The sequence below is a fragment of the Herbaspirillum sp. SJZ106 genome, from assembly GCF_006715495.1.
Lineage (GTDB): Bacteria > Pseudomonadota > Gammaproteobacteria > Burkholderiales > Burkholderiaceae_D > Herbaspirillum.
Map to the genome: position 1 here is coordinate 95,915 of NZ_VFNI01000006.1, position 23,360 is coordinate 119,274.

Below are 23,360 nucleotides of genomic sequence, written 5' to 3' on the forward strand. Positions count from 1 at the left end.
AGAGGCTGTCATGTTTTTCCATCTTTTCCCCTATGCCGGCGACCGCCAGGCAGTGGCGCAATCTGAAGCGATGCCGGAGGCGTCGCGTGGCTGAAGCGCCAGCCAAGGCGCCGGCCGATGTGCGCCACAAGGGGTATGAGGATGCGCTGGCGCTGGTGATTGGCACCCTGTTCGTTTCGCTCGGAGTGAACATGTACACCCATGTGGGCCTGCTGACCGGCAGCACCGCCGGCCTGGCCTTCCTGATCCAGTACCTGACCGGGCTGCCGTTCGGCGTGGTGTTCTTCACCATCAACATCCCGTTCTATTACTTTGCCTTTCGCCGCATGGGCCTGCGCTTCATGGGCAAGACTTTTTGCGCGGTGGCGCTGGTGTCGGGTTTTTCGCTGTTGCATCCGCAGTTCATCGCCTATGAGAAGCTCAACCTGTTCTATTGCGCCATTCTCGGCGGTTTGCTGATGGGTACCGGCTTCGTGATGCTGTTTCGCCATGGCGCCAGCCTGGGCGGCATCAATGTGGTGACGCTGTTCCTTCAGGATCGCTACGGCCTGCGCGCCGGCAAGCTGCAGATGGGCGTGGATGTGGCGATTGTGCTGGCGTCGCTGTTCGTGGTCACGCCGACGGTGCTGCTGGCGTCGATCGCGGGAGCGGTAGCGGCCAACCTGGTGATTGCGCTGAACCACCGGCCTGGCAGGTACATGGGTATGTGAGGCGGCACCAGGGGCGCCGTCGTCCGGGCGGAAAGCGGGGCGACGGCAATCGGCAGAAGCCGATGTATCGAAGAGCACCCGTGCGGTGCTCTTTTTTCATTTCATTCCATCACCAGCGAGCGATGCGCGCTGACTCCCGCCATGACGCCCGAGGCCGATGCCAAGGTGGCGTTGTGGAAGGCTGCGGCGGCATCGCCGGCGGCGAAGACGTGCTGCACCGAGGTTTGGCGCAATTCGTCGGTGCGGATGTACGGCCCCATCGGCCCTTGTTCGAAGGCGCAGCCCAGTTGCATCGCCAGCGGGCTGGCCATGTGCACGCGCGGGCCGACGAATACCGCGCCGATCTCCACCGTGCGGCCATCGTCCAGGCGCAGGGCTGCGATGTCGGGAGCAGTGCCGAGAACCTCGATGACCGGTGTGCGTTCGATCGTCACGCCGCGCTTGGCCATCTGCTTCAACTCCTGTTCTTCCGGTTCGAACTGGCCTTGCGTGAAATAGGTGGTCGGCCCCCAGTCCGGCAGCATCAGTCCCTGATGGGCCGACAGCGGCGTGGTGGCGATCACGCCCAGTTTACGGTCGCGCACTTCGTAGCCGTGGCAGTACGGACAATGGATGGCGGTCTGCCCCCAGCGTTCCTGCAGGCCGGGGATGGCGGGCAGCTCGTCGCGCACGCCGGTGGCGAGGATCAGGCGGCGCGCGCTGAAACGCCTGCCGTCGTCCAGTGTGACGGCCACGCCCTGGCCGTCGGCAGTAGCGTGCTCTGCCTGCGCTGCTGCCAGTTCGAAAGTCGGATAGGCGAGCAACTGCTCTATGGCGATCGCCATGATCTTATGCGGTGCGACGCCGTCCTGGCCAAGGAAACCATGCGAGGCTTCGGCGAAGCGGTTGCGCGGCTGGCCGGCGTCGACCATGAGAACGTTGCGGCGTGCACGCACCAATTGCATGGCGGCTGAGGCGCCGGCGAAACTGGCGCCGACGATGATGACATCGTATTGCATGGACTTTCCTTTCATGGCATGAGCTTCCCCGCACGCCTTGCGATGCAAGGCGCGTCAAGTTGTCGGCAGGGAAGGGCGATTCCTGGTGAGCGTTAATGCGGCGGCGGCTGGCCCAGCTTGAAGTGCGGCCCGATGTCGCGCGCCAGGTCGGCCAGCGTGATGCCGGCCAGGCGTTGATCGAGCAGGCGGTTGGCTTCTTCCAGGGCATCGTCGAGCGCGCGATTGACGGCGATCTCGACCAGGCAGCCAGGCGATTCTTCGCGTGCGCCCAGCGTGACCAGGCGTTCACCAAGTGCCTGCTGGACCTGCTGCAGGCTGATCTGCGCCATCGGCCGTGCCAGCGACCAGCCGCCGCCATGCCCTTTGGTCGACGTCACAATGCCGGCCTCGCGCAGCCCGGCGAAGGTGCGGCGGATGACAACGGGATTGGTGTCGACCCAACCGGCGATCTCTTCCGAGGTCATCGGAGTGTCGGGACGCTGGCCCATGTGCAACAGGATGTGCAGGGCAATGGAGAGGCGGTCGCTGCGTTTCATGTAACTAATATTATTACGTGAAACGCGCGATGTCAACGATCAGAAAAATTCAGGCGCGCGCGATGCGGTAGACGCAGCGCCGTCCGCCCGCCGGCAGGTGCTCTTCGCGCGTGACGCTGGCCTCGTCTCCCACCACTTCACGGAACAGATGCAGTTCCGAACGGCAAAAGCCCTGGCAGTTTCGCGCGGCGGCGCAGATGGGGCAGTGGTCTTCCACTAGCAGCCAATCCTTCCCTTGCTTCTCGACGCGCGCCATGTAGCCTTCGGCGCTGCGGATCTCGGCCAGCTTTTCCAGCCGCTTCGGCAGCGTCGCGATGCCGGCGCAGTGGCGCTGGTAGTCGGCGCGCATTTCCTGTTCGCGCTGGTCGATCAGCTTGTCCAGTCCCTGCTCGCCGAACAGTTGGCGGATCGAGCCGATCAGTTGCACCGTGAGCTGTGCGTGCGAATCGGGGAAGCGCGCGTAGCCGGCGGCGGTCAGGTCCCAGTTCTGGCGCGGGCGGCCGGCGCGCGGCGCAGTATTTTCCTGGTGGCCGGCGATCAGGCCTTCGGCCACCAGCTTCTGGACTTGCTGGCGCGCAGCCTCGGCCGTCATGCCAAGCTCGCGTCCCAGCTCGGCGGTGGAAGTGGGGCCGTGCGTCTTGATGTGCAACAGGATGCGCTCGGGCGTGGATGCCCCGGCCGGGTCTGTATCGGTGGCTAATTTATTTTCCAAGTGTTTACTTGTTAAATTCATGAGGGCGTTCTAAGATTCGGTCTGAATATCCAAATAAATGCTTGCATATTATGCCGGCTTCGCGGAATTGTCGAACCGTCCATGCAGGCGCCCCGGCCACCGGCCGCAGCCAGAGATGAAAGGCACGATATGACGACCAACAGTTCTAGTTCTTCCACTGAAGCGGCATTGCAGTCCCCCGAACCCGCCGGGCGCACCGCGTCCTGGGGCGAACTGCTCAATGCCCGCAACGCGCCGCGCGCGGTGGCGCTGACCGGCGGCGTGGCGCTGCATGCGATCAATGTGCATATCGTCACCACCATCCTGCCGTCGGTGGTGCGCGACATCGGCGGCCTCGATTACTACGCCTGGAACGTGACCCTGTTCGTGGCGGCTTCCATCATCGGTTCCACCCTGACCGGAAAACTGCTCTCGACCCTGGGCGCGCGCCGCACCTACCTGCTGGGGCTGGCGGTGTTCGGCGCCGGCGCGCTGGTGTGCGCGGCCGCCGGCAGCATGATGTGGATGCTGGCCGGGCGCGCGGTGCAAGGCATCGGCGGCGGTTTGCTGGCGGCGCTGGGGTATGCGCTGATTCCCCTGGTGTTCGAGCAGCGCCTGTGGTCGCGCGCGATCGCGCTGGTGTCGGGCATGTGGGGCATTTCCACCTTGCTGGGGCCGGCAGTGGGCGGGCTGTTTGCCGCCAGCGGCCATTGGCGCCTGGCGTTCTGGGCGCTGATGCCGTTGCTGCTGTTGCAGGCGATCCTGGTGACGACGCAACTGGGGCCGCGTTCCGTCAAGACGGACAACACGCAGGATAACGCCATGCCCCTGGGCCGCATCCTGCTGCTGGCGGTTTCGGTGCTGCTGGTGGCGCTGGCTGCGCAGGCCGATGCCGGCTGGAAAGCGGCGGCCTGCGTGGCCGGCGGCGCCTTGCTGGGTTTGCTGGTGGTGCGCATCGACCTGCGCCATCGCATCAGTTTGTTGCCGCGCAGCGGCTATGCGCTGTCCTCCGACATGGGCAAGGTGTTTGCCTGCGTGTCGCTGCTGGTGATCGGTAGTTGCACCGAAATCTTCGTGCCGTATTTCTTGCAGGTGCTGCATGGCTACCAGCCGCTGGCGGCCGGTTACATGACGGCCGCCATGGCGGGGGGCTGGAGCATCGGTTCGCTCACGAGTTCGGGGCGCAGCGGCGCGGCGGCCGATCGCATGGTGCGTATCGGGCCGATGCTGATGGCACTGGGCCTGATGGCGCTGGCGCTGTTGTTGCCGGGCCGGCTACTGGCGGCGAGCCTGGTTGCCGATGTTGGCATCGTGCTGGCGCTGGCCGCGGCCGGCATGGGGATCGGGCTGGGCTGGCCGCACCTGATCGCGCGCGCATTGCATGCGGCCAAGCCGGGGGAGGAGAACCTGACGTCGTCGGCCGTGACCACCGTACAGTTGTACGCCATGGCAATGGGGGCGGCGCTGGTCGGCCTGACGGCCAACGAGGCCGGACTCACCGTTCCCGGCGGCGTGGCCGGCGCGCAGGAGGCGGCGGCGGTGCTGTTTGCGGTATTCGCACTGGCGCCGGCGCTGGCGGTGCAACTGGCCCGGCGCCTGACGCGCACACTGAAGCCACTGAAATCATTGGAGCAATAAGGAGGAGGGCGATGATGGCGACGCCTGCCGAACTGGATGAAATCGAGTATTACCTGTTGCTGGCCGAGTTCGACTTGCTGTGGTCGCGCCGGCCGCTGCCGGGCGACCGCCAACGCATGGATCAGATGATGCGTTTGATCGAGGCGTTCGAAGCGATGCGGCGGATTGCCTCTTCGGCCTGATCGAGTTCGGCCGCCGGCAGGCGCAGCCGCAAGTGGGCCAGCGTGTCGTGGCGGCTGTCCAGCAATGCGTAGTTGTGTTGCGCCAGCCAGTGGCGCAGCTGCGGTTCGGCGGCATAGCCGACGCCGATGTCGAGCTCGGCTTGCGCTACCCGTTCGATGCGCTCGGTGTGCTTGAGCGCGGTGGCGATTGCTTCGGTGTAGGCCCGCACCAGGCCGCCCGCGCCCAGTTTGATGCCGCCGTAGTAGCGCACCACCATCGCCAGCACGCCGTCGAGTTCGTGATGGCGCAGCACTTCCAGCATCGGCCGCCCGGCGGTGCCCGAGGGTTCGCCATCGTCGGACATGCCGGAATGGCCGCCGGCCATCAGTGCCCAGCACACATGCGTGGCGCCGCGGTGGGCGTCGCGCATGCGTTCGACCTCCTGCATCGCGGCCTCACGGCCGGCCACCGGCATGACGATGCCGATGAAGCGGCTCTTGCGGATATCCAGCTCGATCTCGGCGCGCGCGGCGATGGTGAAGGTGGGCATGGCGGACGGATGCGCGGCTCAGGCGCCGCTGCCCTTGAGCAGCGCCAGTTCGGCTTGCAGGCCCTGGTTCTCCTGCGTCAATTGGGTCACGCGCGCCTGCAGCGCGGCGACTTCGCGGCGCAGCGCGGCGGTGACTTCGTTTTCCATGCCTTCCACGATGGCCACCGCGCTGCCTTCGCCGTCGCCGGCCTTGGGCGCGCGCGGGGTGCGGGTGGCGGCCTTTTGTTCGCGCACTTTCTTGGCGGCTTCGCGCAGTTCCTTCTTGCCGCCGGCTACCGCATTGACCTGGACGTCGCTGGGCAGCGAGGCCACGGCGGCGGCGGCGTTGATCGAGATGGCGCCGCTGCGCACGGCCTGCACCAGTTCCGGCGCGGCGGTCTTGCGGATGCGGTCGATCTGGCCGATGGTGGCGCTGCTGATGCCGGCGGCGCGGGCGATGTCTTCGCGCGTCTTGATCGGCGCGGCGCCGTCGGGCGAGGTGTCCCATGGCGGATCGCCGCCATCGGCCGGCGAGGCGTCGGCGCTGCCGGCCGTGTTGGGTTCGGCGGCGGCGTTATCGGCGTCAGCGGCAGCCTTGGACGGCTTGACGTCGGCCTTGATGCGGGCGGCGAGGATGTCGCGCTTGCGCAGCGCCAGCATGCCGCGCTGGAAATCGGAGACGCTGCGGCGGCCCAGCTGGTTGTCGATCATCCACAACAGCACGTCTTCCAGCGACTTGAAGCTGTCGTTCTGCACCGTCTTGAATTCGAGTTCGTACTTGCGGCAGATCTCGTAGCGGTTGTGGCCGTCGATCAGCACCTCGCCCCATAGCACCAGCGCGTCGCGGCAGCCTTCGGCCAGGATGCTGCGCTCAAGCGCGGCGTATTCGTTGGGGGTGAGGGGATCGATGTACTTTTGCAGTTCTTCGTTGATGACGATATTCATGGACTTCGTTCTATCGTTTGCATGGCGGAGCCGGATTCGGAACCGGGCGGCGCATTCTACACCAGCGGGCGGGCGCGGCCGCGGCAAGCGGCTTCAAGTAAAATGGCGCGGCGCCGTCAGCGGGCGCTGTCGCCAGCGTGGCGGCTTATGTATTGCTGCTGGTTTCTCCAAGTCACTATTTTCTCCATGCGCATCGCTTCGCACCTGGCGACCCTCGCCGTCCTGACATCTTCCCTGTTGCTGGCCGCCTGCGGCACGACTGCCTGGCTGCCCGGTTCTTCCGACGCCAAGCCGGCCGAGTCGGCCGCCGCCACGCCGGCGCCGCCGACCGCGACGGCGCCGAAGAAAATCCGCATCGGCCTGGCGCTGGGCGGCGGCGCTGCGCGCGGTTTTGCCCATATCGGTGTGATCAAGGCGCTGGAGTCGCAGGGCATCGACGCCGATATCGTCGCCGGCACCAGCGCCGGCAGCCTGGTGGGCGCGCTGTATGCGGCCGGCAATGACGGCTTCGCGCTGCAGAAGCTGGCGCTGCAGATGGACGAGGCCACCATTTCCGACTGGTCGGTGCCGTTCTTCGCCAAGGTCGCCGGCGTGCTCAAGGGCGAGGGAGTGCAGAACTACGTCAACAAGGCCCTGAACAACCTGCCCATCGAAAAATTCAAGATTCCCTTCGGGGCGGTGGCGACCGACCTGAAGAGCGGCCAGCCGATCCTGTTCCAGCGTGGCAATGCCGGTATCGCGGTGCGGGCGTCGTCGGCGGTGCCGGGCGTGTTCCAGTCGGTTCGGATCGGCGATCGCTATTATGTGGACGGCGGCCTGGTGGCGCCGGTGCCGGTGCGCTTCGCGCGGCAGATGGGGGCCGACTTCGTGATCGCGGTCAACATCTCGGCGCAGCCCGAGACGCAGGCGTCGGCCAGTTCGGTGGACGTGCTGCTGCAGACGTTCGCCATCATGGGGCAGACCATCAACCAATATGAATTGAAGAACGCCGACATCGTGCTGCAGCCCAGCCTGGGCGCCATGAGGGGCAGCGATTTTGCCAGTCGTAACGTGGCCATCCTGGCCGGCGAGCAGGCGGCGATGGAGGCCATGCCGGAGATCAAGCGCAAGTTGAAGTTGCTTTCGGGGAATTGAGCGGAACCAAGGCAACGCCAGCGCCAGTGCCGGAAAAGACAAAGCCGCCAGATTTGGCGGCTTTGTCGTAGGCGGTGCACCGGGATGGCGCTGGATGGTGCTGGATAGTGCTTATTGGGTATCGCTGGCGTCCGTGGCGATCCGGCGCGCGCCGCTGAAACGTTTCTTCCAGTAGGACTCGTCCATGCTCTCGATGCGAACCTGGCCGCCGCTGGAGGGCGAGTGGATGAACTTGCCATCGCCCAGGTAGATGCCGACATGGGAAAAGCTGCGGCGCAGCGTGTTATAGAACACCAGGTCGCCGGGTTGCAGGTTGTCCTTGCCGATCTTTTCGCCGACGCGGCTGATTTCAGCCGAGGTGCGCGGCAGGTCGGTGCCCCATGCTTCCTTGAATACGTAGCGCACCAGGCCGCTGCAGTCCAGGCCGGTATCGGGCGAATTGCCGCCGTAGCGGTAGTTGATGCCCAGCATGGCCAAGGCCTGGGTCGCCAGTTCGGATGCGCGGTCGGTGATGGCTTGCAGGCGGGCGATGGCAAGATTGGTCTTGCTGATCTGCTGCTGGGCTTGCGGGGTTTGTGCTTGGGGAGGGGGAAGATCCTGGGCCGCCAGGGAGAGGTCGGCGGCGCCAGCCGATGCGCTGATCCAGAGTCCGGCCGCGAGCACGCACGCTCGCACGGTTTGGCGTCGGAATCGGTCAGATCGGCGTAGAGTCATCAGGATCCTCTATAAGTAGGATTGCAGGACTGTAAGTGAATTCTCATGACCTGTCAAAAGCTAATTTCATGCCAGCTTGCAATAATTGCATTATTTCCAGGCATGACCGGAATTTTTTCGCTAAACGATTTACAGCTTGCCGTCCCGGCGGCTCGCATGAAAAACGCTCACCGAAGAGTTTGTTCGGGCCTGATGTCAAAACATCTTTCTCGCCGTACAATCACCGTTCAATTTTTTCAGCACACCGGAGCCAACATGCAAAACAAACCATTCCTGACGCTGGACGATGTCAAGAAGATCGCCGCCGGCGCGGAAGCCGAAGCAAAGGCCAACAACTGGGCCGTGACGATTTCCATCGTCGACGACGGCGGCCACCTGCTGTGGCTGCAACGCCTGGACGGCGCCGCTCCGATCTCGGCCCACATCGCTCCGGGCAAGGCGCGCACCGCCGCGCTGGGTCGCCGCGAAACCAAGATCTATGAAGACATGATCAACAACGGCCGCTTCTCCTTCCTGTCGGCGCCCGAGCTGGATGCGCTGCTCGAAGGCGGCGTGCCGGTCGTGATCGATGGCCATTACGTCGGCGCCGTGGGCGTGTCGGGCGTGAAGTCGTCGGAAGACGTGCAGATCGCCAAGGCCGGCATCGCCGCGCTGGCGCTGTAATTCCGTTCCTCGCCGGCAGGCCGCGCCTGGCCGGCGAATCCCGCGATTTGCGTTCATTTCGGCGCATCTTGCGGTAACTTTCGGCGATCCTGGATTTGCCGGAGGGAGTCTCTTGCGCTATAATTATGCGGTTTAGCTAATTTAAATTCCGTCGTAGCGCATACCCATCCTCCACCTCGTTCCAGCAGGCCAACAAGCACCCGAACCGAATGAGTCAGGGGCTTTGCGCCGGTCGGTTTGGTGCGCAAGGTCTTCCGGTCATCCAGCAGCGACGGTAACAATCTCAGGAGTTACCCTTGCTGCCTCTTCTTTCCGGTTCCGCGATTCCGGCAATCCTCGCGCTCGCAGACGGGTCTGTCTTTCAAGGTTTTTCCATCGGCGCCGCAGGCAATACCACTGGCGAAGTGGTGTTCAACACGGCCATGACCGGTTACCAGGAAATCCTGACCGATCCCAGCTATAGCCGCCAGATCGTCACCCTGACTTACCCCCACATCGGCAATACCGGCGTCAACCGCGAAGACGTCGAAGCGTCGCAAATCCACGCCGCCGGCCTGATCATCAAGGATCTGCCGCGCTTGGTATCGAACTTCCGCACCCAGCAATCGCTGTCCGATTACCTGAAGGAAAGCAATATCGTTTCCATCGCCGGCATCGATACCCGCAAGCTGACCCGCATCCTGCGCGAGAAGGGCGCCCAGAACGGCGCCATCGTGGCCGGCGAAGCCAACATTGAAGCCGCCACCGCGAAAGCGCTGGAACTGGCGCGCGCCTTCCCGGGCCTGGCCGGCATGGACCTGGCCAAGGTGGTGTCGACCAAGAAGGCCTACAACTGGACCGAGACCGAGTGGCAACTGGGTCGCGGCTACGGCCAGCAGATCACCCCGAAATTCCATGTGGTCGCGTTCGACTACGGCGTCAAGTTCAATATCCTGCGCATGCTGGCGCAGCGCGGCTGCAAGGTCACCGTGCTGCCAGCGCAGGCGACTGCCGCCGAGGCGCTGGCCCTGAATCCGGACGGCATCTTCCTGTCCAACGGCCCCGGCGACCCGGAACCTTGCGATTACGCGATTGCCGCGTCCAAGGAACTGATCGAGCGCGGCATCCCGACCTTCGGCATTTGCCTGGGCCACCAGATCATGGCGCTGGCTTCCGGCGCCAAGACGCTGAAGATGAAGTTCGGCCACCACGGCGCCAACCACCCGGTGCAAGACCTCGACAGCAAGCAGGTGATGATCACTTCGCAAAACCACGGTTTCGCCGTGGACCAGGCGACACTGCCGGCCAACTGCCGCGTCACCCACGTCTCGCTGTTCGACGGCTCGCTGCAAGGTTTCGAGCGCACCGACAAGCCTGCTTTCTGCTTCCAGGGTCACCCCGAAGCATCCCCTGGACCGCATGACATCGCCCCGTTGTTCGACAAGTTCGTGGCGATGATGGAGAAGAAACAAAATGCCTAAGCGTAACGACATTAAAAGCATCCTGATCATTGGCGCCGGCCCGATCATCATCGGCCAGGCCTGCGAATTCGACTACTCCGGCGCCCAGGCCTGCAAGGCCCTGCGCGAAGAAGGTTTCAAGGTCATCCTGGTCAACAGCAACCCGGCCACCATCATGACCGACCCGGAAATGGCCGACGCCACCTACATCGAGCCGATCACCTGGCAAGCGGTGGAGCGCATCATCGCTAAGGAAAAGCCGGACGCCATCCTGCCGACCATGGGCGGCCAGACCGCGCTGAACTGCGCGCTCGACCTGCACCGCAACGGCGTGCTCGACAAGTACAAGGTCGAGCTGATCGGCGCCACGCCGGAAGCCATCGACAAGGCTGAAGACCGTTCCAAGTTCAAGGACGCCATGACCAAGATCGGTCTGGGTTCGGCGCGCTCGGGCGTGTCGCACACGATGGAAGAATCGTGGGCGGTGCAACGGGAGCTGGGCTTCCCGGTCATCATCCGTCCGTCCTTCACCATGGGCGGCACCGGCGGCGGCATCGCCTACAACGCCGAAGAATTCGAAACCATCTGCAAGCGCGGCCTGGAAGCTTCGCCGACCTCCGAACTGCTGATCGAGGAATCGCTGATCGGCTGGAAGGAATACGAGATGGAAGTCGTGCGCGACAAGGCCGACAACTGCATCATCGTGTGCTCGATCGAAAACCTCGACCCGATGGGCGTGCATACCGGCGACTCGATCACCGTCGCCCCGGCGCAGACGCTGACCGACAAGGAATACCAGATCATGCGTAACGCCTCGCTGGCGGTGCTGCGCGAGATCGGCGTGGATACCGGCGGCTCCAACGTGCAGTTCTCGGTCAATCCGAAGGACGGCCGCATGATCGTCATCGAAATGAACCCGCGCGTGTCGCGTTCGTCGGCGCTGGCCTCCAAGGCGACCGGCTTCCCGATCGCCAAGATCGCCGCCAAGCTGGCGGTCGGCTTCACGCTGGACGAACTGCGCAACGAAATCACCGGCGGCGCGACCCCGGCTTCGTTCGAGCCGTCGATTGACTACGTCGTGACCAAGATCCCGCGTTTCACGTTTGAAAAATTCCCGCAGGCCGACAAGCACCTGACCACCCAGATGAAGTCGGTGGGCGAAGTGATGGCCATCGGCCGCACCTTCCAGGAGTCGTTCCAGAAAGCCCTGCGCGGCCTGGAAGTCGGCGTGGACGGCATGAACGAGAAGACCACCGACCGCGAAACCATCGAGGAAGAGCTGGGCGAACCCGGCCCGGATCGCATCTGGTACGTGGGCGACGCCTTCGCGCAGGGCTTCTCGCTGGAAGAAGTGCAGGGCCTGACCCATATCGACCCGTGGTTCCTGTCGCAGATCAAGGAGATCGTCGACATCGAACTGTGGCTGGAAAAGGACGTCGCCCTGGAGTCGCTGGACAAGGCTACCTTGTTCCAGCTGAAGCAGAAGGGCTTCTCCGACCGTCGCCTGGCCAAGCTGCTCAAGACCACCGACACCGCCGTGCGCGAGCAACGCAAGAAGCTGGGCGTGCGTCCGGTGTTCAAGCGCGTCGATACCTGCGCCGGCGAGTTCTCGACCGACACCGCCTACATGTATTCGACCTACGACGAAGAGTGCGAGTCGAATCCGACCGACAAGAAGAAGATCATGGTGCTGGGCGGCGGTCCGAACCGCATCGGCCAGGGCATCGAGTTCGACTACTGCTGCGTGCACGCGGCGCTGGCGATGCGCGATGACGGCTACGAAACCATCATGGTCAACTGCAACCCGGAAACCGTCTCGACCGACTACGACACCTCCGACCGCCTGTACTTCGAGCCGGTGACGCTGGAAGACGTGCTGGAAATCGTCGACAAGGAAAAGCCGGTCGGCGTGATCGTGCAGTACGGCGGCCAGACCCCGCTGAAGCTGGCGCTGGACCTGGAAGCCAACGGTGTGCCCATCGTCGGCACCTCGCCCGACATGATCGATGCGGCCGAAGACCGCGAGCGTTTCCAGAAGCTGCTGCAGGACCTGGGCCTGCGCCAGCCGCCCAACCGTACCGCCCGCACCGAAGCCGACGCGCTGCGCCTGGCGCAGGAAATCGGCTACCCGCTGGTAGTGCGCCCGTCCTACGTCCTGGGCGGCCGCGCGATGGAAATCGTGCACGAGCAGCGTGACCTGGAGCGCTACATGCGCGAGGCCGTCAAGGTCTCGCACGACTCGCCGGTGCTGCTGGATCGCTTCCTGAACGACGCCATCGAAGTCGACGTGGACTGCCTGTCCGACGGCCAACGCACCTTCATCGGCGGCGTGATGGAACACATCGAACAGGCCGGCGTGCACTCGGGCGACTCGGCCTGCTCGCTGCCGCCGTACTCGCTGTCGAAAGACACCATCGACGAATTGAAGCGCCAGACCGCGCTGATGGCCAAGGGCCTGAACGTGGTCGGCCTGATGAACGTGCAGTTCGCGATCCAGCAGGCCGAAGTCGACGGCAAGACGGTCGACACCGTGTTCGTGCTGGAAGTGAACCCGCGCGCCTCGCGCACCGTGCCGTTCGTGTCCAAGGCCACCGGCCTGCAACTGGCCAAGATCGCGGCGCGCTGCATGGTCGGCCAGTCGCTGGACAGCCAGGGCATCAAGAACGAAGTGGTGCCGCCTTACTTCAGCGTCAAGGAAGCCGTGTTCCCGTTCGTCAAGTTCCCGGGCGTGGACACCATCCTCGGCCCTGAAATGAAGTCGACCGGCGAAGTCATGGGCGTGGGCAAGACCTTCGGCGAAGCCTTCGTGAAGTCGCAGATGGGCGCCGGCGTGAAGCTGCCGACCTCGGGCAAGGTGTTCCTGTCGGTGAAGAACAGCGACAAGCCGCGCGCCGTGCAAGTGGCCCGCGACCTGGTCGCACTGGGCTTCTCGGTGGTGGCGACCAAGGGCACGGCGGCCGCCATCAGCGCCGCCGGCATCGCGGTGACCACCGTCAACAAGGTGGTCGAAGGCCGTCCGCACATCGTCGACATGGTGAAGAACAACGAGATCGCCCTGGTGGTGAACACCGTTGAGGAAAAGCGCAATGCGATTGCCGACTCCGGAGCGATCCGTACCTCGGCCCTGGCTGCGCGCGTGACCACCTTCACCACCATCGCCGGCGCCGAAGCCGCGGTGGAGGGCATGCGCCACCTGGACGCGCTGGACGTCTACGATTTACAAGGCCTGCATAAAGCTATACACTAAACCCACAACACGTTATTTTTGCCGGCTGGATGTAGTGCCGGCAAGCGCAGAGGGCATCTGAGCAATCGATGCCCTCTCTGACTTTTAGAGTCGCTAACAAGACGCTGATGGCAAGGCTGGCTGGCGCGGACAGTACGCGGGTACGAAGTTCCGGCAAGCCAGGGCAACGCCGCCAGCGACGTTTTGTTAGCGACTCTTAGGACGACTCCCTGCGGCCACAACATGTTCAATGTTGCAGGGCAGCGCCGTCCGGGGGCCGCTAACAAAATCCTTCCGCCGCAACACGGCCAGTGGGATTTTGTTAGCGGCTCTGAGTCGGACGCACGTGTTGGAGACGAGCTGACGGAACATCTGCAGCGGCGTTTCGTTCACCAGTAAAGATTGTTCCCATGAAAAGACATCGACCAGTCGCCCTGTCGGCGACGGCGTTTTCTTTTTGCGTTTTCAGTCTGGCCGGTGGGCGCCGTCGGCGTTTTCCTCAATTCCCTAACCTTGAGCAAGAGACTTATGAGCACAGTTCCCCTTACCAAGCGTGGCGCAGAACTCCTGAAAGAAGAACTGCAACGTTTGAAATCCAAAGATCGTCCGGAGGTCATCAACGCGATCGCCGAAGCGCGCGCGCAGGGCGACCTGTCGGAAAATGCCGAATATGAATCGGCCAAGGAACGCCAGGCGTTCATCGAAGGCCGCATTGCCGACCTGGAAGGCAAGCTGGGCGCGGCCCAGATCGTCGATCCCGCTGAACTGAACGCGGAAGGCCGCGTGGTGTTCGCTTCCACCGTGGACCTGGAAAACCTGGACAGCGGCGAGAAGGTCACTTATCAGATCGTGGGCATGGACGAGGCCGACATCAAGGAATCCAAGGTTTCCGTGACTTCGCCCATTGCGCGCGCATTGATCGGCAAGAGCGCCGGCGATGTGGTGGCGGTGGAAGCGCCGTCCGGCGTGAAGGAATACGAAATCCTGGAAGTGCGCTACGTCTGATGAGCGCGAGCGCCGCCGCTGGCTCATCCAGCGGCGGCAGGCGTCACGCCAGGCAGCAGCTGCAGCAATGAAAATGCCCGCAATCTGCGGGCATTCTGTTTTTCGGCGTTTTCCGTTTTTCCGGTCATCCCGGAACGCGGCGCTGCTCAGCCCAGCGGCTTCTTGGTGCTGCGCTGGCGCGGCTTGGCCTTGCGCACGTTGCCGCCGGCGGTGACGCGTTCATTGCCCTTGAGCATGATCTTGTTGACCGTGGGGCGCTTGGTGATATGCGTCTTGACGATGGTGACCTCGCGCAGGCCGCCCTTGCTGCCGGCGGGTTTCTTTTTCTCGTCTTCCTTTTTGGGGCGGTAGAGCACCAGCAGCTTGCCGATATGCTGGACCGGCGCCGCCTTGAGCTGCTCGCAGATGGCTTCATAGATGGCAATGCGGGCTTCGCGGTCGTCGCCGAACACGCGGACCTTGATCAGGCCGTGGGAGTCGAGGCTCTTGTCGATTTCCTTGAGCACGGAGTCGGACAGGCCGCTTTCGCCGACGATGACGACCGGATTCAAGGCATGGGCCTGGGCGCGCAGTTCGCTGCGCTCGGCGGGAGTAAGTTTCAACATGGGAATGCGATGGCGGAACCGCGCCGGGCGGCGCGAAGCTGTCCCTGAAAGAGATAAAACCAGTATTCTACGCGAATGGCAAAGAACAAATTAAACAAAAACTGGTTACACGACCATATCAACGACCCTTACGTGAAGCTCGCGCAGAAGGAAGGCTATCGCGCGCGCGCGGCCTACAAGCTCAAAGAGATCGACGAGGAAGAGCGCCTGATCAAGCCGGGGCAGATCATCGTCGACCTGGGTTGTACGCCCGGCAGCTGGTGCCAGTATGTGCGCAACAAGCTGGCCGGAGCCGAGGGCGGCGGCATCCACGGCACCATCATCGGCCTGGATATCCTGCCGATGGATCCGATCGCCGACGTGCATTTCATCCAGGGGGACTTCCGCGAGGAAGAACCGCTGCGCCAGTTGGAAGCCTTGCTGGATGGGCGCAAGGCCGATCTGGTGCTGTCCGATATGGCGCCCAACCTGTCGGGGGTGGCGATTGCCGACGCGGCGCGGGTCGAATATCTTATCGATCTGGCAATCGAATTCACCCAGGCGCACATGAAACCCGGTGGTGCGCTGCTGGTGAAATGCTTCAACGGCACTGGCTACAACGAACTGGTGCACAAGTTCCGCGCCGAATTCAAGACGGTGACCTCGAAAAAGCCCAAGGCCAGCCGGGACAAATCTTCCGAAATCTTCCTGTTAGGGAAGATCCTGAAGAATCCTCGCTGAAAATCGACTAAAGTGGCCCGAAGGCCGGCCTTATTCCCAATTCTCCGCCGTTGGCCTGTTTTGCGTCTTGTTTTGCGCCGCTTCAGCCTTATATCGCTTCATAGGAAGCAACTTATGCTTGAGGTGGCTGTCATTTCGGCAAGATCGATGTAGTGTGTCTTCATCGCATATTTCCCCGCGTCGCGATTCCGAGATCGGTTTGGCAATGCCCGCGATGGCGATCAGGCCATCGCTGCGTTGCAGGCAAGCACGATGGGATGGGCGGTTTCCTAGTAAGGGTGTTTGAATCCGGGTAAAATCGGGACATACAAAGGCAACGTGGCGCATCGGCGTCGGAGGAGTTCCAGTGAACAACATGTTTTCCAAAGCCGCCATCTGGGTGGTCATCGCGCTCGTCCTGTTTATGGTGTTCAAACAGTTCGACAGCCGCACCATGGCGTCGAACGCGAAGGCGATCGCGTATTCCGACTTCATCAGCGAGGTGAAGGCCGGCCGCATCAAGGATGCGACCATCGAAGACCGCACCATCGTTGCCACCACGCAGGACGGCACCAAGGTCAAGACCGCCGCTACCTACCTGGATCGCGGCCTGGTGGGCGACCTGCTCAACAATGGCGTCAAGTTCGACGTCAAGCAGCCGGAAGAGCAATCCTTCCTGTCGCAAGTCTTCATTTCCTGGTTCCCGATGCTGCTGCTGATCGGCGTATGGGTCTTCTTCATGCGGCAGATGCAGGGCGGCGGCAAGGGCGGCGCGTTTTCCTTCGGCAAGTCCAAGGCGCGCATGCTCGATGAGAACAGCAACTCGGTCACCTTCGCCGACGTCGCCGGTTGCGACGAAGCCAAGGAAGAAGTGCACGAGCTGGTCGAGTTCCTGCGCGACCCCACCAAATTCCAGAAACTGGGCGGCCGCATTCCGCACGGCGTGTTGATGGTCGGTCCCCCGGGTACCGGCAAGACGCTGCTGGCGCGCGCCATCGCCGGCGAAGCCAAGGTGCCGTTCTTCACCATCTCCGGTTCGGACTTCGTTGAAATGTTCGTCGGCGTGGGCGCATCCCGCGTGCGCGACATGTTCGAGAACGCCAAGAAGCACGCGCCCTGCATCATCTTCATCGACGAAATCGACGCCGTCGGCCGCCATCGCGGCGCCGGCATGGGCGGCGGCAACGACGAGCGCGAGCAGACCCTGAACCAGATGCTGGTCGAGATGGACGGCTTCGAAGCCAATTCCGGCGTCATCGTGATCGCTGCGACCAACCGCGCCGACGTGCTGGACAAGGCGCTGCTGCGTCCGGGCCGTTTCGACCGCCAGGTGATGGTCGGCCTGCCCGACATCCGCGGCCGCGAACAGATCCTGTACGTGCACATGCGCAAGGTGCCGATCGCTCCGGACGTCAAGGCCGACATCCTGGCCCGCGGCACCCCCGGTTTCTCCGGCGCCGACCTGGCCAACCTGGTCAACGAGGCCGCCCTGTTCGCCGCGCGCCGCAACAAGCGCCTGGTCGAAATGCAGGACTTCGAAGACGCCAAGGACAAGATCGTCATGGGCCCGGAACGCAAGTCGGCCGTGATGCGCGAAGAAGAGCGCCGCAACACCGCCTACCACGAGTCCGGCCACGCGGTGGTCGCCAAGCTGCTGCCCAAGGCCGATCCGGTGCACAAGGTCACCATCATGCCGCGCGGTTACGCCCTGGGCCTGACCTGGCAATTGCCCGAGCATGACCGCGTGAACATGTACAAGGACAAGATGCTGGAGGAAATCTCCATCCTGTTCGGCGGCCGTATCGCCGAAGAGATCTTCATGCACCAGATGTCCACCGGCGCATCCAACGACTTCGAGCGCGCCACCAAGCTGGCCCGCGCGATGGTGACCCGCTACGGCATGTCCGAGACCCTGGGCACCATGGTCTACGAGGATTCCGAGCAGGATGCCTACTTCGGCCGCATGGCGTCCAAGACCGTGTCGGAAGCCACCCAGCAAAAGGTCGATGCCGAAATCCGCAGCATCCTCGACGAGCAATACGCGCTCTCGCGCAAGCTGCTGGAAGAAAACCGCGACAAGGTCGAAGTGATGGCGCAGGCGCTGCTGGAGTGGGAAACCCTCGACGCCGACCAGATCAGCGACATCATGAACGGCGACGAGCCGCGCCCGCCGCGCAACGGCGTGCCGACCAAGAAGTCCTCGTCGGACAACAATCGTCCGGGCGACATCTCGCCCAACGCCACTGCACCGGCCTGATCATCCCGGCCGGCGGGTTTGGCAAGCGAACCGGGAAAAGGGTGAGGAGCGATCCTCACCCTTTTTTCCGTCCGGCGCACCGATTGCAACCGGTTGCCGCGTTGCCGGGACAAGGCGGGGCCGCGCAGGACAATGCAAGAAAAACACCGGACAGCAGCAATCCAGGCAGCAAAGATATAGGCAACAACGCACGATGACACAAGCATTTCTGAAATGCGGCAGGTTCCGCCTGCCGGTGCAGCAAGGCCGTCGCCCTCTGGTGATGGGCATTCTCAATGTCACGCCGGATTCGTTTTCCGACGGCGGACGCCACAATTCGCTCGAATTCGCGCTATCCCATGCAGAGCAGATGATCGCCGACGGCGTCGACATCATCGACATCGGCGGCGAGTCGACCCGCCCCGGCATCGCGCCGCTGTCGCTGCAGCAGGAACTGGAGCGCGTGATGCCGGTGATCTACGCCCTGCGCGACTGCGGCAAGCCGCTCTCCATCGATACCTACAAGCCGGCTGTCATGCGCGAGGCGCTGCTGGCCGAGGTGGACATGATCAACGACATCAGCGGCTTTCGCGCCGAGGGCGCGATTGACGCCGTCAAGGACAGCGAAGCCGGCCTGTGCGTGATGCACATGCAGGGCCAGCCGCAGACCATGCAGCAGGAGCCGCATTACGGCGACGTCGTGGCGGAGGTGGAAGGTTTCCTGCGCCGCCAGGCGGACAAGATGATGGCGGCCGGCGTGGCGCGCGAGCGCATCTGTATCGATCCGGGTTTTGGCTTTGGCAAGACACTGGCGCATAATCTGGCTTTGCTCAAGAACACCCGGCGCATGATCGGCGCGCTCGACCTGCCGTTGCTGGCGGGGATGTCGCGCAAATCCATGGTCGGCGCGGTCACCGGCAAACCGCTGGAAAAGCGCATGGCAGGCAGTATCGGGGCCGCACTGGCGGCGGCCCAGCAGGGGGCGATGATCATCCGGGTGCACGATGTGGCCGAAACCGTCGATGCGCTCAACATGTGGCAGGCCGGACGGGAAGAGCATTGATCCCGGCAAATAAAAATTAGAATGGAATGACAGGACGTGCCCTACGGGCGTCCTGCGATGCCGCCGCAGAGCGGCCGTCAGTTTAAAAGGAAACGAGCTTATGGCAGCAAAATATTTCGGCACCGACGGCGTTCGCGGCCGCGTGGGCGAAGCCCCCATCACTCCGGATTTCGTCATGCGCCTGGGCTATGCCGCGGGCAAAGTCCTGGCCAAGGCGCGGGATGGGGTTGCGCGTCCTACGGTGCTGATCGGCAAGGACACGCGGATTTCCGGCTACATGCTGGAAGCCGCGCTGGAAGCGGGTTTTGCCGCCGCCGGCGTGGATGTGATGCTGGCCGGCCCGGTGCCTACGCCGGCCGTCGCCTACCTCACGCGCGCATTGCGCCTGTCGGCCGGTGTGGTGATTTCGGCTTCGCATAATCCCTTCCACGACAATGGCATCAAGTTCTTTTCGGCCTCGGGCAACAAGCTGCCCGACGCGGTCGAGGCCGATATCGAAGCGGCGCTGGAACAGCCCATGGACTGCGTGCCTTCGGAAAAACTCGGCAAGGCGCGCCGCCTGGACGATGCCCAGGGCCGCTACATCGAATTCTGCAAGAGCACCTTCCCCAACGCGCTGGACCTGCACGGCATGACCATCGCGCTCGACTGCGCGCATGGCGCCGCCTACAACATCGCCCCCCATGTGTTCCACGAACTGGGCGCCGAGGTCATCACCATCGGCAACAAGCCCAACGGCCTGAACATCAACGAGGAATGCGGCGCCACGGCGCCCAAGGCCCTGTCGGAGACGGTGCGCGCCAATGGCGCCGACCTCGGCATCGCGCTGGACGGCGACGCCGACCGCTTGCTGATGGTCGACGCATCGGGCCGCATCTACAATGGCGACGAGCTGCTGTACCTGATGGTCAAGGACCGCCTCGCCACCGGCCCGGTCGATGGCGCGGTAGGCACCCTGATGACCAATATGGCGTTGCAGGTGGCCTTCAAGAAAATGGGCATCCCGTTCGAACGCGCCAAGGTAGGCGACCGTTATGTGCTCGAAGTGCTGCAGGAAAAAGGCTGGCTGCTGGGGGGCGAAGGTTCCGGTCACTTGCTGTGCCTGGACAAGCACACCACCGGCGACGGCATCGTCTCCGCCTTGCAGGTGCTGTCGGCATTGAAGCGCAGCGGCCAGTCGCTGGCGCAGATGACGGCCGACATCCGACTGTTTCCGCAATCGCTGATCAATGTCAGGATTCCGGCCGGCTACGATTGGAAGTCGAATGCGGCGCTGCGGGCCGAGCAGGCGGCCGTGGAGGCGTCGCTGGGCGAGCGCGGCCGGGTGCTGCTGCGGCCTTCCGGCACCGAGCCGCTGATTCGCGTGATGGTCGAAGCCGAGGATGCCGAGCTGGCGCGCAGCATGGCCCAGCGCATCGCCGACAAGGTACTGTAACCCCCATGGCGCTTGCGGATTTGTCCGTGGGCGTCCCAGGCCGTGATGTAGTTTCCAGGCAGAAGGACCATGTCAAAAGAGTCGCCCCATATCCTGCTGGTCGAAGATGAGCCCAGCATCGCCGAATTGTTGCGTTTCACGATGCAGGGGGCAGGTTTTGCCACCACCATCGCCACCGACGTTGCGCAAGCCCGCCAATCGATCGCCGAGTCGCTGCCGCATGCGGTGCTGCTGGACTGGATGCTGCCCGACAGCTCCGGCCTGATCTTGCTCAACGAGCTGCGCCGGGAGCCGCGCACCGCTGCGCTGCCGGTGATCATGCTGACCGCCAAGGGAATGGAAGAGGACAAGGTCAAAGGCTTGAATGAAGGGGCCGACGATTACGTGACCAAGCCGTTCTCGCCCAAGGAACTGGTGGCGCGGGTACAGGCGCTGTTGCGCCGCAAGACGCCGGAGATCGGCAGCCAGCTGCTCAAGTACGGCGAGATCAGCATCGACGCCGAGCGCCGCCAAGTATCGGCGGCCGGGCGGCCGGTGGCGCTGGATCAGGCCGAATTCAAGCTGTTGCGTTATCTGGTGGCGCACCCGGACCGCATCTTCTCGCGCTCGCAACTGCTGGACAAGGTGTGGGGCGACCATACCTTCATTGAAGAACGCACCGTGGATGTCCACATCATGCGTTTGCGCAAGTCGCTCGGCGATCTGGCGCATTATGTGCAGACGGTGCGCGGCGTGGGATACCGGCTGAGTACGGATGTCCAGGATTGAGCGGCCGGGAATCCGCATCGGCCGATAAAGAAGCGATCCGAAATTCGGATCGCTTTTTTTACGTCCGGATTTTTACGTCCGGAACGTTCAATCCAGCGGCACGCCGCGATAGCGGTTCACCTCCGACGGCGAGACGAAACCGGCGCGGTTGTCCCAACTGTTGCGGATGTAGGAAACCACGGCTGCCGCTTCCTGGTCGCTCAGCTTCGGCCCGAACGGCGGCATGCCGAACGGATACGGGTTGCCTGCCGTCGAGGGCGGGTAGCCGCCGTTGAGCACGATGCGGATGGCATTGACCGCAGAGGCGGCGGCGACCGCCTGGTTGCCATCGAGCGGCGGGTAGCTTGGGGTCGCGCCCTGGCCTTTGTCGCTGTGGCAATCGATGCACAAATTTTCATAAAGCTGTTTGCCGAGCTTCATGATGCGCTCTGCTTCGGCCGGCTCCGGCGGTGGCGCCAGGGGCAGCGCGGACGCAGCATCCGGCGGCAGCGATTTGAGGTAGATGGCCATCGCTTCGATATCCGCATCGTCCAGGTACTGCAGGCTGCGTCCCACCACCTCGGCCATCGGCCCGAAGGCTGCGCCGCGCGGCGAGACGCCGGTCTTGAGCAGGGCGGTGAGATGGGCTGTTTCCCAACTGCCCAGGCCGTTTTCGCGGTCGCCGTTGAGCGGCGGCGCATACCAGTCCAGCATCGCGATCATGCCGCCCGCCAGCTCCGCCTGTGCGGCGGTGGCGCCCAAGGCGTTGCGCGCGGTGTGGCAGGCGCTGCAATGCCCCAGCCCCTGGACCAGGTAGGCGCCGCGGTTCCATTGGACCGATTGCCTTGTATCGGCCCGGTACTCGCCCGGTTCGAAGTACAGGGCGCGCCAGCCGGCCAGCAGCAGGCGCTGGTTGTAGGGAAAGCGCAGCGCGTGTTCCCGGTTGGGGCGGTCTGTGGCCGGGACCGTCTGGAGGAAGGCGAACAGCGCATCCGAATCGTCGCGGCTGACCTTGGTATAGCTGGGGAAGGGGAAGGCAGGATAGAGGAAGCGGCCATCCTTGGCGCGCCCATGGTGCAGCGCGCGCCAGAAATCGTCGGCATCCCAGTTGCCGATGCCGGTCTTCTTGTCCGGCGTGATATTGGAGGAGTAGAGCGTGCCGAACTTGGTGGCGATCGCGCGGCCGCCGGCGTAGGCATCGCCGCCGCGCGGGGTGTGGCAGCCGATGCAATTGCCGGCGCGCGCCAGGTATTGGCCGCGTTCGATCTGCTGCGCGCGGTCGGCAACGGGCGTGGCGATGCCGCGATCTTCGTTGCGCAGCAACTGCCATGCCACGACCGCGGCAGGTACCGCGATGGCAGCGGCCATCACGGTTGCGGCGATAATGCAGAGCGCTTTTTTCATTGTCCCGGCACTCCTGCCGGCGCCATGCTGCCGCAGGCCAGCGGCAGCGGGGCAGGGGGCGACGCTGCCGGCGCGGCATCGTGCGGCACCGGCTGGGCCGACAGCCAACTGCTGGCGGCATTGATGTCTTCCGGGGTCAGCTTATGGGCGATCGTCGCCATGCAATCGGGAGATTTTGCCTGGCGTACGCCATTGATCCATGCACCCAGTTGCGCATTGATATAGTCGCGCGGCAGGCCGAGCAGGCCGGGGATGGCAGGCTGCACGCCGGTCAGCGCCGTCCCGTGGCAGGCGGCGCAGGCCGGGACCTTGCGCTCCTCGATGCCTCGCGTGACGAGCTGCTGGCCGCGTTGCAGGACGGCGGCCGAGGCGTCGGCCGGCGCTGGCGCCGGATAAGGCGGATGCTGGTTGGCGAAGAAGGCGGCGATCTGATGCAGGTAGTCGTCCGAAAGGTTGCCGAGCAGGTAGTTCATCATCGGATACTGGCGCCGGCCGTCGCGGAAGTGTTGCAACTGGTTGTACAGATAGGTTTCGGGTTTGCCTGCGATACGCGGATAGTAGCCGTCCGGAGTGGCGCGGCCTTCCTTGCCATGGCAGGCGATGCAGGCGGCGACCCGCTGCGGCATGTCGGGGACGGCATCGGCCGCGACCGTTGGCGAAACCGGCGGGCTTTGCGCCTGCGCGGCGCCAAGGGCAAGGCTGCATGCCAGCAGCATCAGGCCTCGTGCGAACCTGCTGTGGCCGTGGCGGGCCGGATACG

Annotated in this window: 23 protein-coding genes; 13 read left to right on the forward strand and 10 right to left on the reverse strand. The window is 63.9% G+C overall.

The genetic code is table 11. From position 1 onward, the window contains the following. Positions 1-86 precede the first annotated feature (86 nt). Complete coding sequence (locus FB598_RS18105; RefSeq protein WP_255515809.1) at positions 87-710, forward strand: YitT family protein; 624 nt, start codon at positions 87-89, stop codon at positions 708-710. 101 nt (positions 711-811) lie between these two features. Here the strand turns inward: FB598_RS18105 and FB598_RS18110 are convergent, their stop codons facing one another. The 3 genes from FB598_RS18110 to FB598_RS18120 form a co-directional block, all read right to left on the reverse strand. Beyond that, a complete protein-coding gene (locus FB598_RS18110) occupies positions 812-1,708 on the reverse strand; it encodes an NAD(P)/FAD-dependent oxidoreductase (RefSeq protein WP_141917257.1) in 897 nt (298 codons plus the stop codon). 92 nt (positions 1,709-1,800) lie between these two features. Further along, positions 1,801-2,244, reverse strand: a complete 444-nt coding sequence (locus tag FB598_RS18115; protein WP_141917255.1) for an Rrf2 family transcriptional regulator — start codon at positions 2,242-2,244, stop codon at positions 1,801-1,803. 49 nt (positions 2,245-2,293) lie between these two features. Continuing rightward, entirely contained in the window at positions 2,294-2,977 is a 684-nt protein-coding gene (locus tag FB598_RS18120) for a metalloregulator ArsR/SmtB family transcription factor (protein ID WP_141917253.1), read from the reverse strand. 129 nt (positions 2,978-3,106) lie between these two features. Here FB598_RS18120 and FB598_RS18125 point away from each other — a divergent pair, with 129 nt between their 5' ends. Together FB598_RS18125 and FB598_RS20795 are read left to right on the forward strand one after the other, a co-directional pair. Beyond that, positions 3,107-4,594: an MFS transporter gene (locus FB598_RS18125; RefSeq protein WP_141917250.1), complete on the forward strand. Its 1,488-nt coding sequence runs from the start codon at positions 3,107-3,109 to the stop codon at positions 4,592-4,594. Positions 4,595-4,605: 11 nt separating this feature from the next. Then, positions 4,606-4,776: a hypothetical protein gene (locus FB598_RS20795; protein ID WP_183405796.1), complete on the forward strand. Its 171-nt coding sequence runs from the start codon at positions 4,606-4,608 to the stop codon at positions 4,774-4,776. On the opposite strand, the gene FB598_RS18130 is transcribed toward FB598_RS20795, so the two are convergent. Both FB598_RS18130 and FB598_RS18135 read right to left on the reverse strand, forming a co-directional pair. Continuing rightward, a complete protein-coding gene (locus tag FB598_RS18130; RefSeq protein ID WP_141917247.1) occupies positions 4,716-5,306 on the reverse strand; it encodes a YigZ family protein in 591 nt (196 codons plus the stop codon). The two genes, FB598_RS20795 and FB598_RS18130, sit on opposite strands and share 61 nt — an antisense overlap. Positions 5,307-5,324: 18 nt before the next feature. Beyond that, the gene (locus FB598_RS18135) at positions 5,325-6,230 is read right to left on the reverse strand and encodes a hypothetical protein (RefSeq protein WP_141917245.1); all 906 of its coding nucleotides are present in this window, start codon (positions 6,228-6,230) and stop codon (positions 5,325-5,327) included. A 186-nt stretch (positions 6,231-6,416) separates the two neighbouring features. Between FB598_RS18135 and FB598_RS18140 the strand changes: the two genes are divergently transcribed. Further along, a complete protein-coding gene (locus FB598_RS18140; protein WP_141917243.1) occupies positions 6,417-7,364 on the forward strand; it encodes a patatin-like phospholipase family protein in 948 nt (315 codons plus the stop codon). 111 nt (positions 7,365-7,475) lie between these two features. Here FB598_RS18140 and FB598_RS18145 read toward each other — a convergent pair whose 3' ends face one another. Then, positions 7,476-8,078 carry a C40 family peptidase gene (locus FB598_RS18145; RefSeq protein ID WP_141917241.1) on the reverse strand — a complete coding sequence of 201 codons (603 nt, stop codon included), beginning with the start codon at positions 8,076-8,078 and terminating at the stop codon, positions 7,476-7,478. A gap of 255 nt (positions 8,079-8,333) precedes the next feature. Here FB598_RS18145 and FB598_RS18150 point away from each other — a divergent pair, with 255 nt between their 5' ends. The 4 genes from FB598_RS18150 (at position 8,334) to greA (ending at position 14,411) form a co-directional block, all read left to right on the forward strand. Beyond that, entirely contained in the window at positions 8,334-8,741 is a 408-nt protein-coding gene (locus FB598_RS18150; protein WP_141917239.1) for a heme-binding protein, read from the forward strand. A gap of 296 nt (positions 8,742-9,037) precedes the next feature. Then, complete coding sequence (gene carA / locus FB598_RS18155; RefSeq protein ID WP_141917237.1) at positions 9,038-10,201, forward strand: glutamine-hydrolyzing carbamoyl-phosphate synthase small subunit; 1,164 nt, start codon at positions 9,038-9,040, stop codon at positions 10,199-10,201. Then, positions 10,194-13,427 (forward strand): carbamoyl-phosphate synthase large subunit, encoded by a 3,234-nt coding sequence (gene carB / locus FB598_RS18160; protein ID WP_141917235.1) that lies wholly within the window; start codon positions 10,194-10,196, stop codon positions 13,425-13,427. Before carA ends, carB begins: the two co-directional genes overlap by 8 nt. A 507-nt stretch (positions 13,428-13,934) precedes the next feature. Then, positions 13,935-14,411, forward strand: a complete 477-nt coding sequence (gene greA / locus FB598_RS18165; RefSeq protein ID WP_141917233.1) for a transcription elongation factor GreA — start codon at positions 13,935-13,937, stop codon at positions 14,409-14,411. A 146-nt stretch (positions 14,412-14,557) separates the two neighbouring features. Here the strand turns inward: greA and yhbY are convergent, their stop codons facing one another. After that, positions 14,558-15,016, reverse strand: a complete 459-nt coding sequence (gene yhbY / locus FB598_RS18170) for a ribosome assembly RNA-binding protein YhbY (protein WP_141917230.1) — start codon at positions 15,014-15,016, stop codon at positions 14,558-14,560. 75 nt (positions 15,017-15,091) lie between these two features. Between yhbY and FB598_RS18175 the strand changes: the two genes are divergently transcribed. Then, on the forward strand, positions 15,092-15,736 hold the full coding sequence (locus FB598_RS18175) for an RlmE family RNA methyltransferase (RefSeq protein WP_141917227.1): 645 nt from the start codon (positions 15,092-15,094) through the stop codon (positions 15,734-15,736). A 30-nt stretch (positions 15,737-15,766) separates the two neighbouring features. On the opposite strand, the gene FB598_RS20800 is transcribed toward FB598_RS18175, so the two are convergent. Then, positions 15,767-16,123, reverse strand: a complete 357-nt coding sequence (locus FB598_RS20800; RefSeq protein ID WP_183405822.1) for a hypothetical protein — start codon at positions 16,121-16,123, stop codon at positions 15,767-15,769. On the opposite strand from FB598_RS20800, the gene ftsH reads away from it, so the two are divergent. The 4 genes from ftsH to FB598_RS18195 all read left to right on the forward strand — a co-directional run bounded on the left by ftsH (position 16,083) and on the right by FB598_RS18195 (position 21,217). Further along, positions 16,083-17,972: an ATP-dependent zinc metalloprotease FtsH gene (ftsH, locus tag FB598_RS18180; RefSeq protein ID WP_141917225.1), complete on the forward strand. Its 1,890-nt coding sequence runs from the start codon at positions 16,083-16,085 to the stop codon at positions 17,970-17,972. The two genes, FB598_RS20800 and ftsH, sit on opposite strands and share 41 nt — an antisense overlap. 193 nt (positions 17,973-18,165) lie before the next feature. Then, complete coding sequence (gene folP / locus FB598_RS18185; protein WP_141917223.1) at positions 18,166-19,014, forward strand: dihydropteroate synthase; 849 nt, start codon at positions 18,166-18,168, stop codon at positions 19,012-19,014. Between the two features lie 100 nt (positions 19,015-19,114). Beyond that, positions 19,115-20,449, forward strand: a complete 1,335-nt coding sequence (glmM, locus tag FB598_RS18190; RefSeq protein ID WP_141917221.1) for a phosphoglucosamine mutase — start codon at positions 19,115-19,117, stop codon at positions 20,447-20,449. A 69-nt stretch (positions 20,450-20,518) separates the two neighbouring features. Then, positions 20,519-21,217 (forward strand): winged helix-turn-helix domain-containing protein, encoded by a 699-nt coding sequence (locus FB598_RS18195; RefSeq protein WP_141917218.1) that lies wholly within the window; start codon positions 20,519-20,521, stop codon positions 21,215-21,217. Positions 21,218-21,304: 87 nt separating this feature from the next. Here the strand turns inward: FB598_RS18195 and FB598_RS18200 are convergent, their stop codons facing one another. Beyond that, complete coding sequence (locus FB598_RS18200; RefSeq protein ID WP_141917216.1) at positions 21,305-22,600, reverse strand: cytochrome c; 1,296 nt, start codon at positions 22,598-22,600, stop codon at positions 21,305-21,307. Next, positions 22,597-23,316: a cytochrome c gene (locus tag FB598_RS18205; RefSeq protein ID WP_370455038.1), complete on the reverse strand. Its 720-nt coding sequence runs from the start codon at positions 23,314-23,316 to the stop codon at positions 22,597-22,599. The genes FB598_RS18200 and FB598_RS18205 overlap by 4 nt, the downstream gene beginning before the upstream one ends. Positions 23,317-23,360 lie beyond the last annotated feature (44 nt).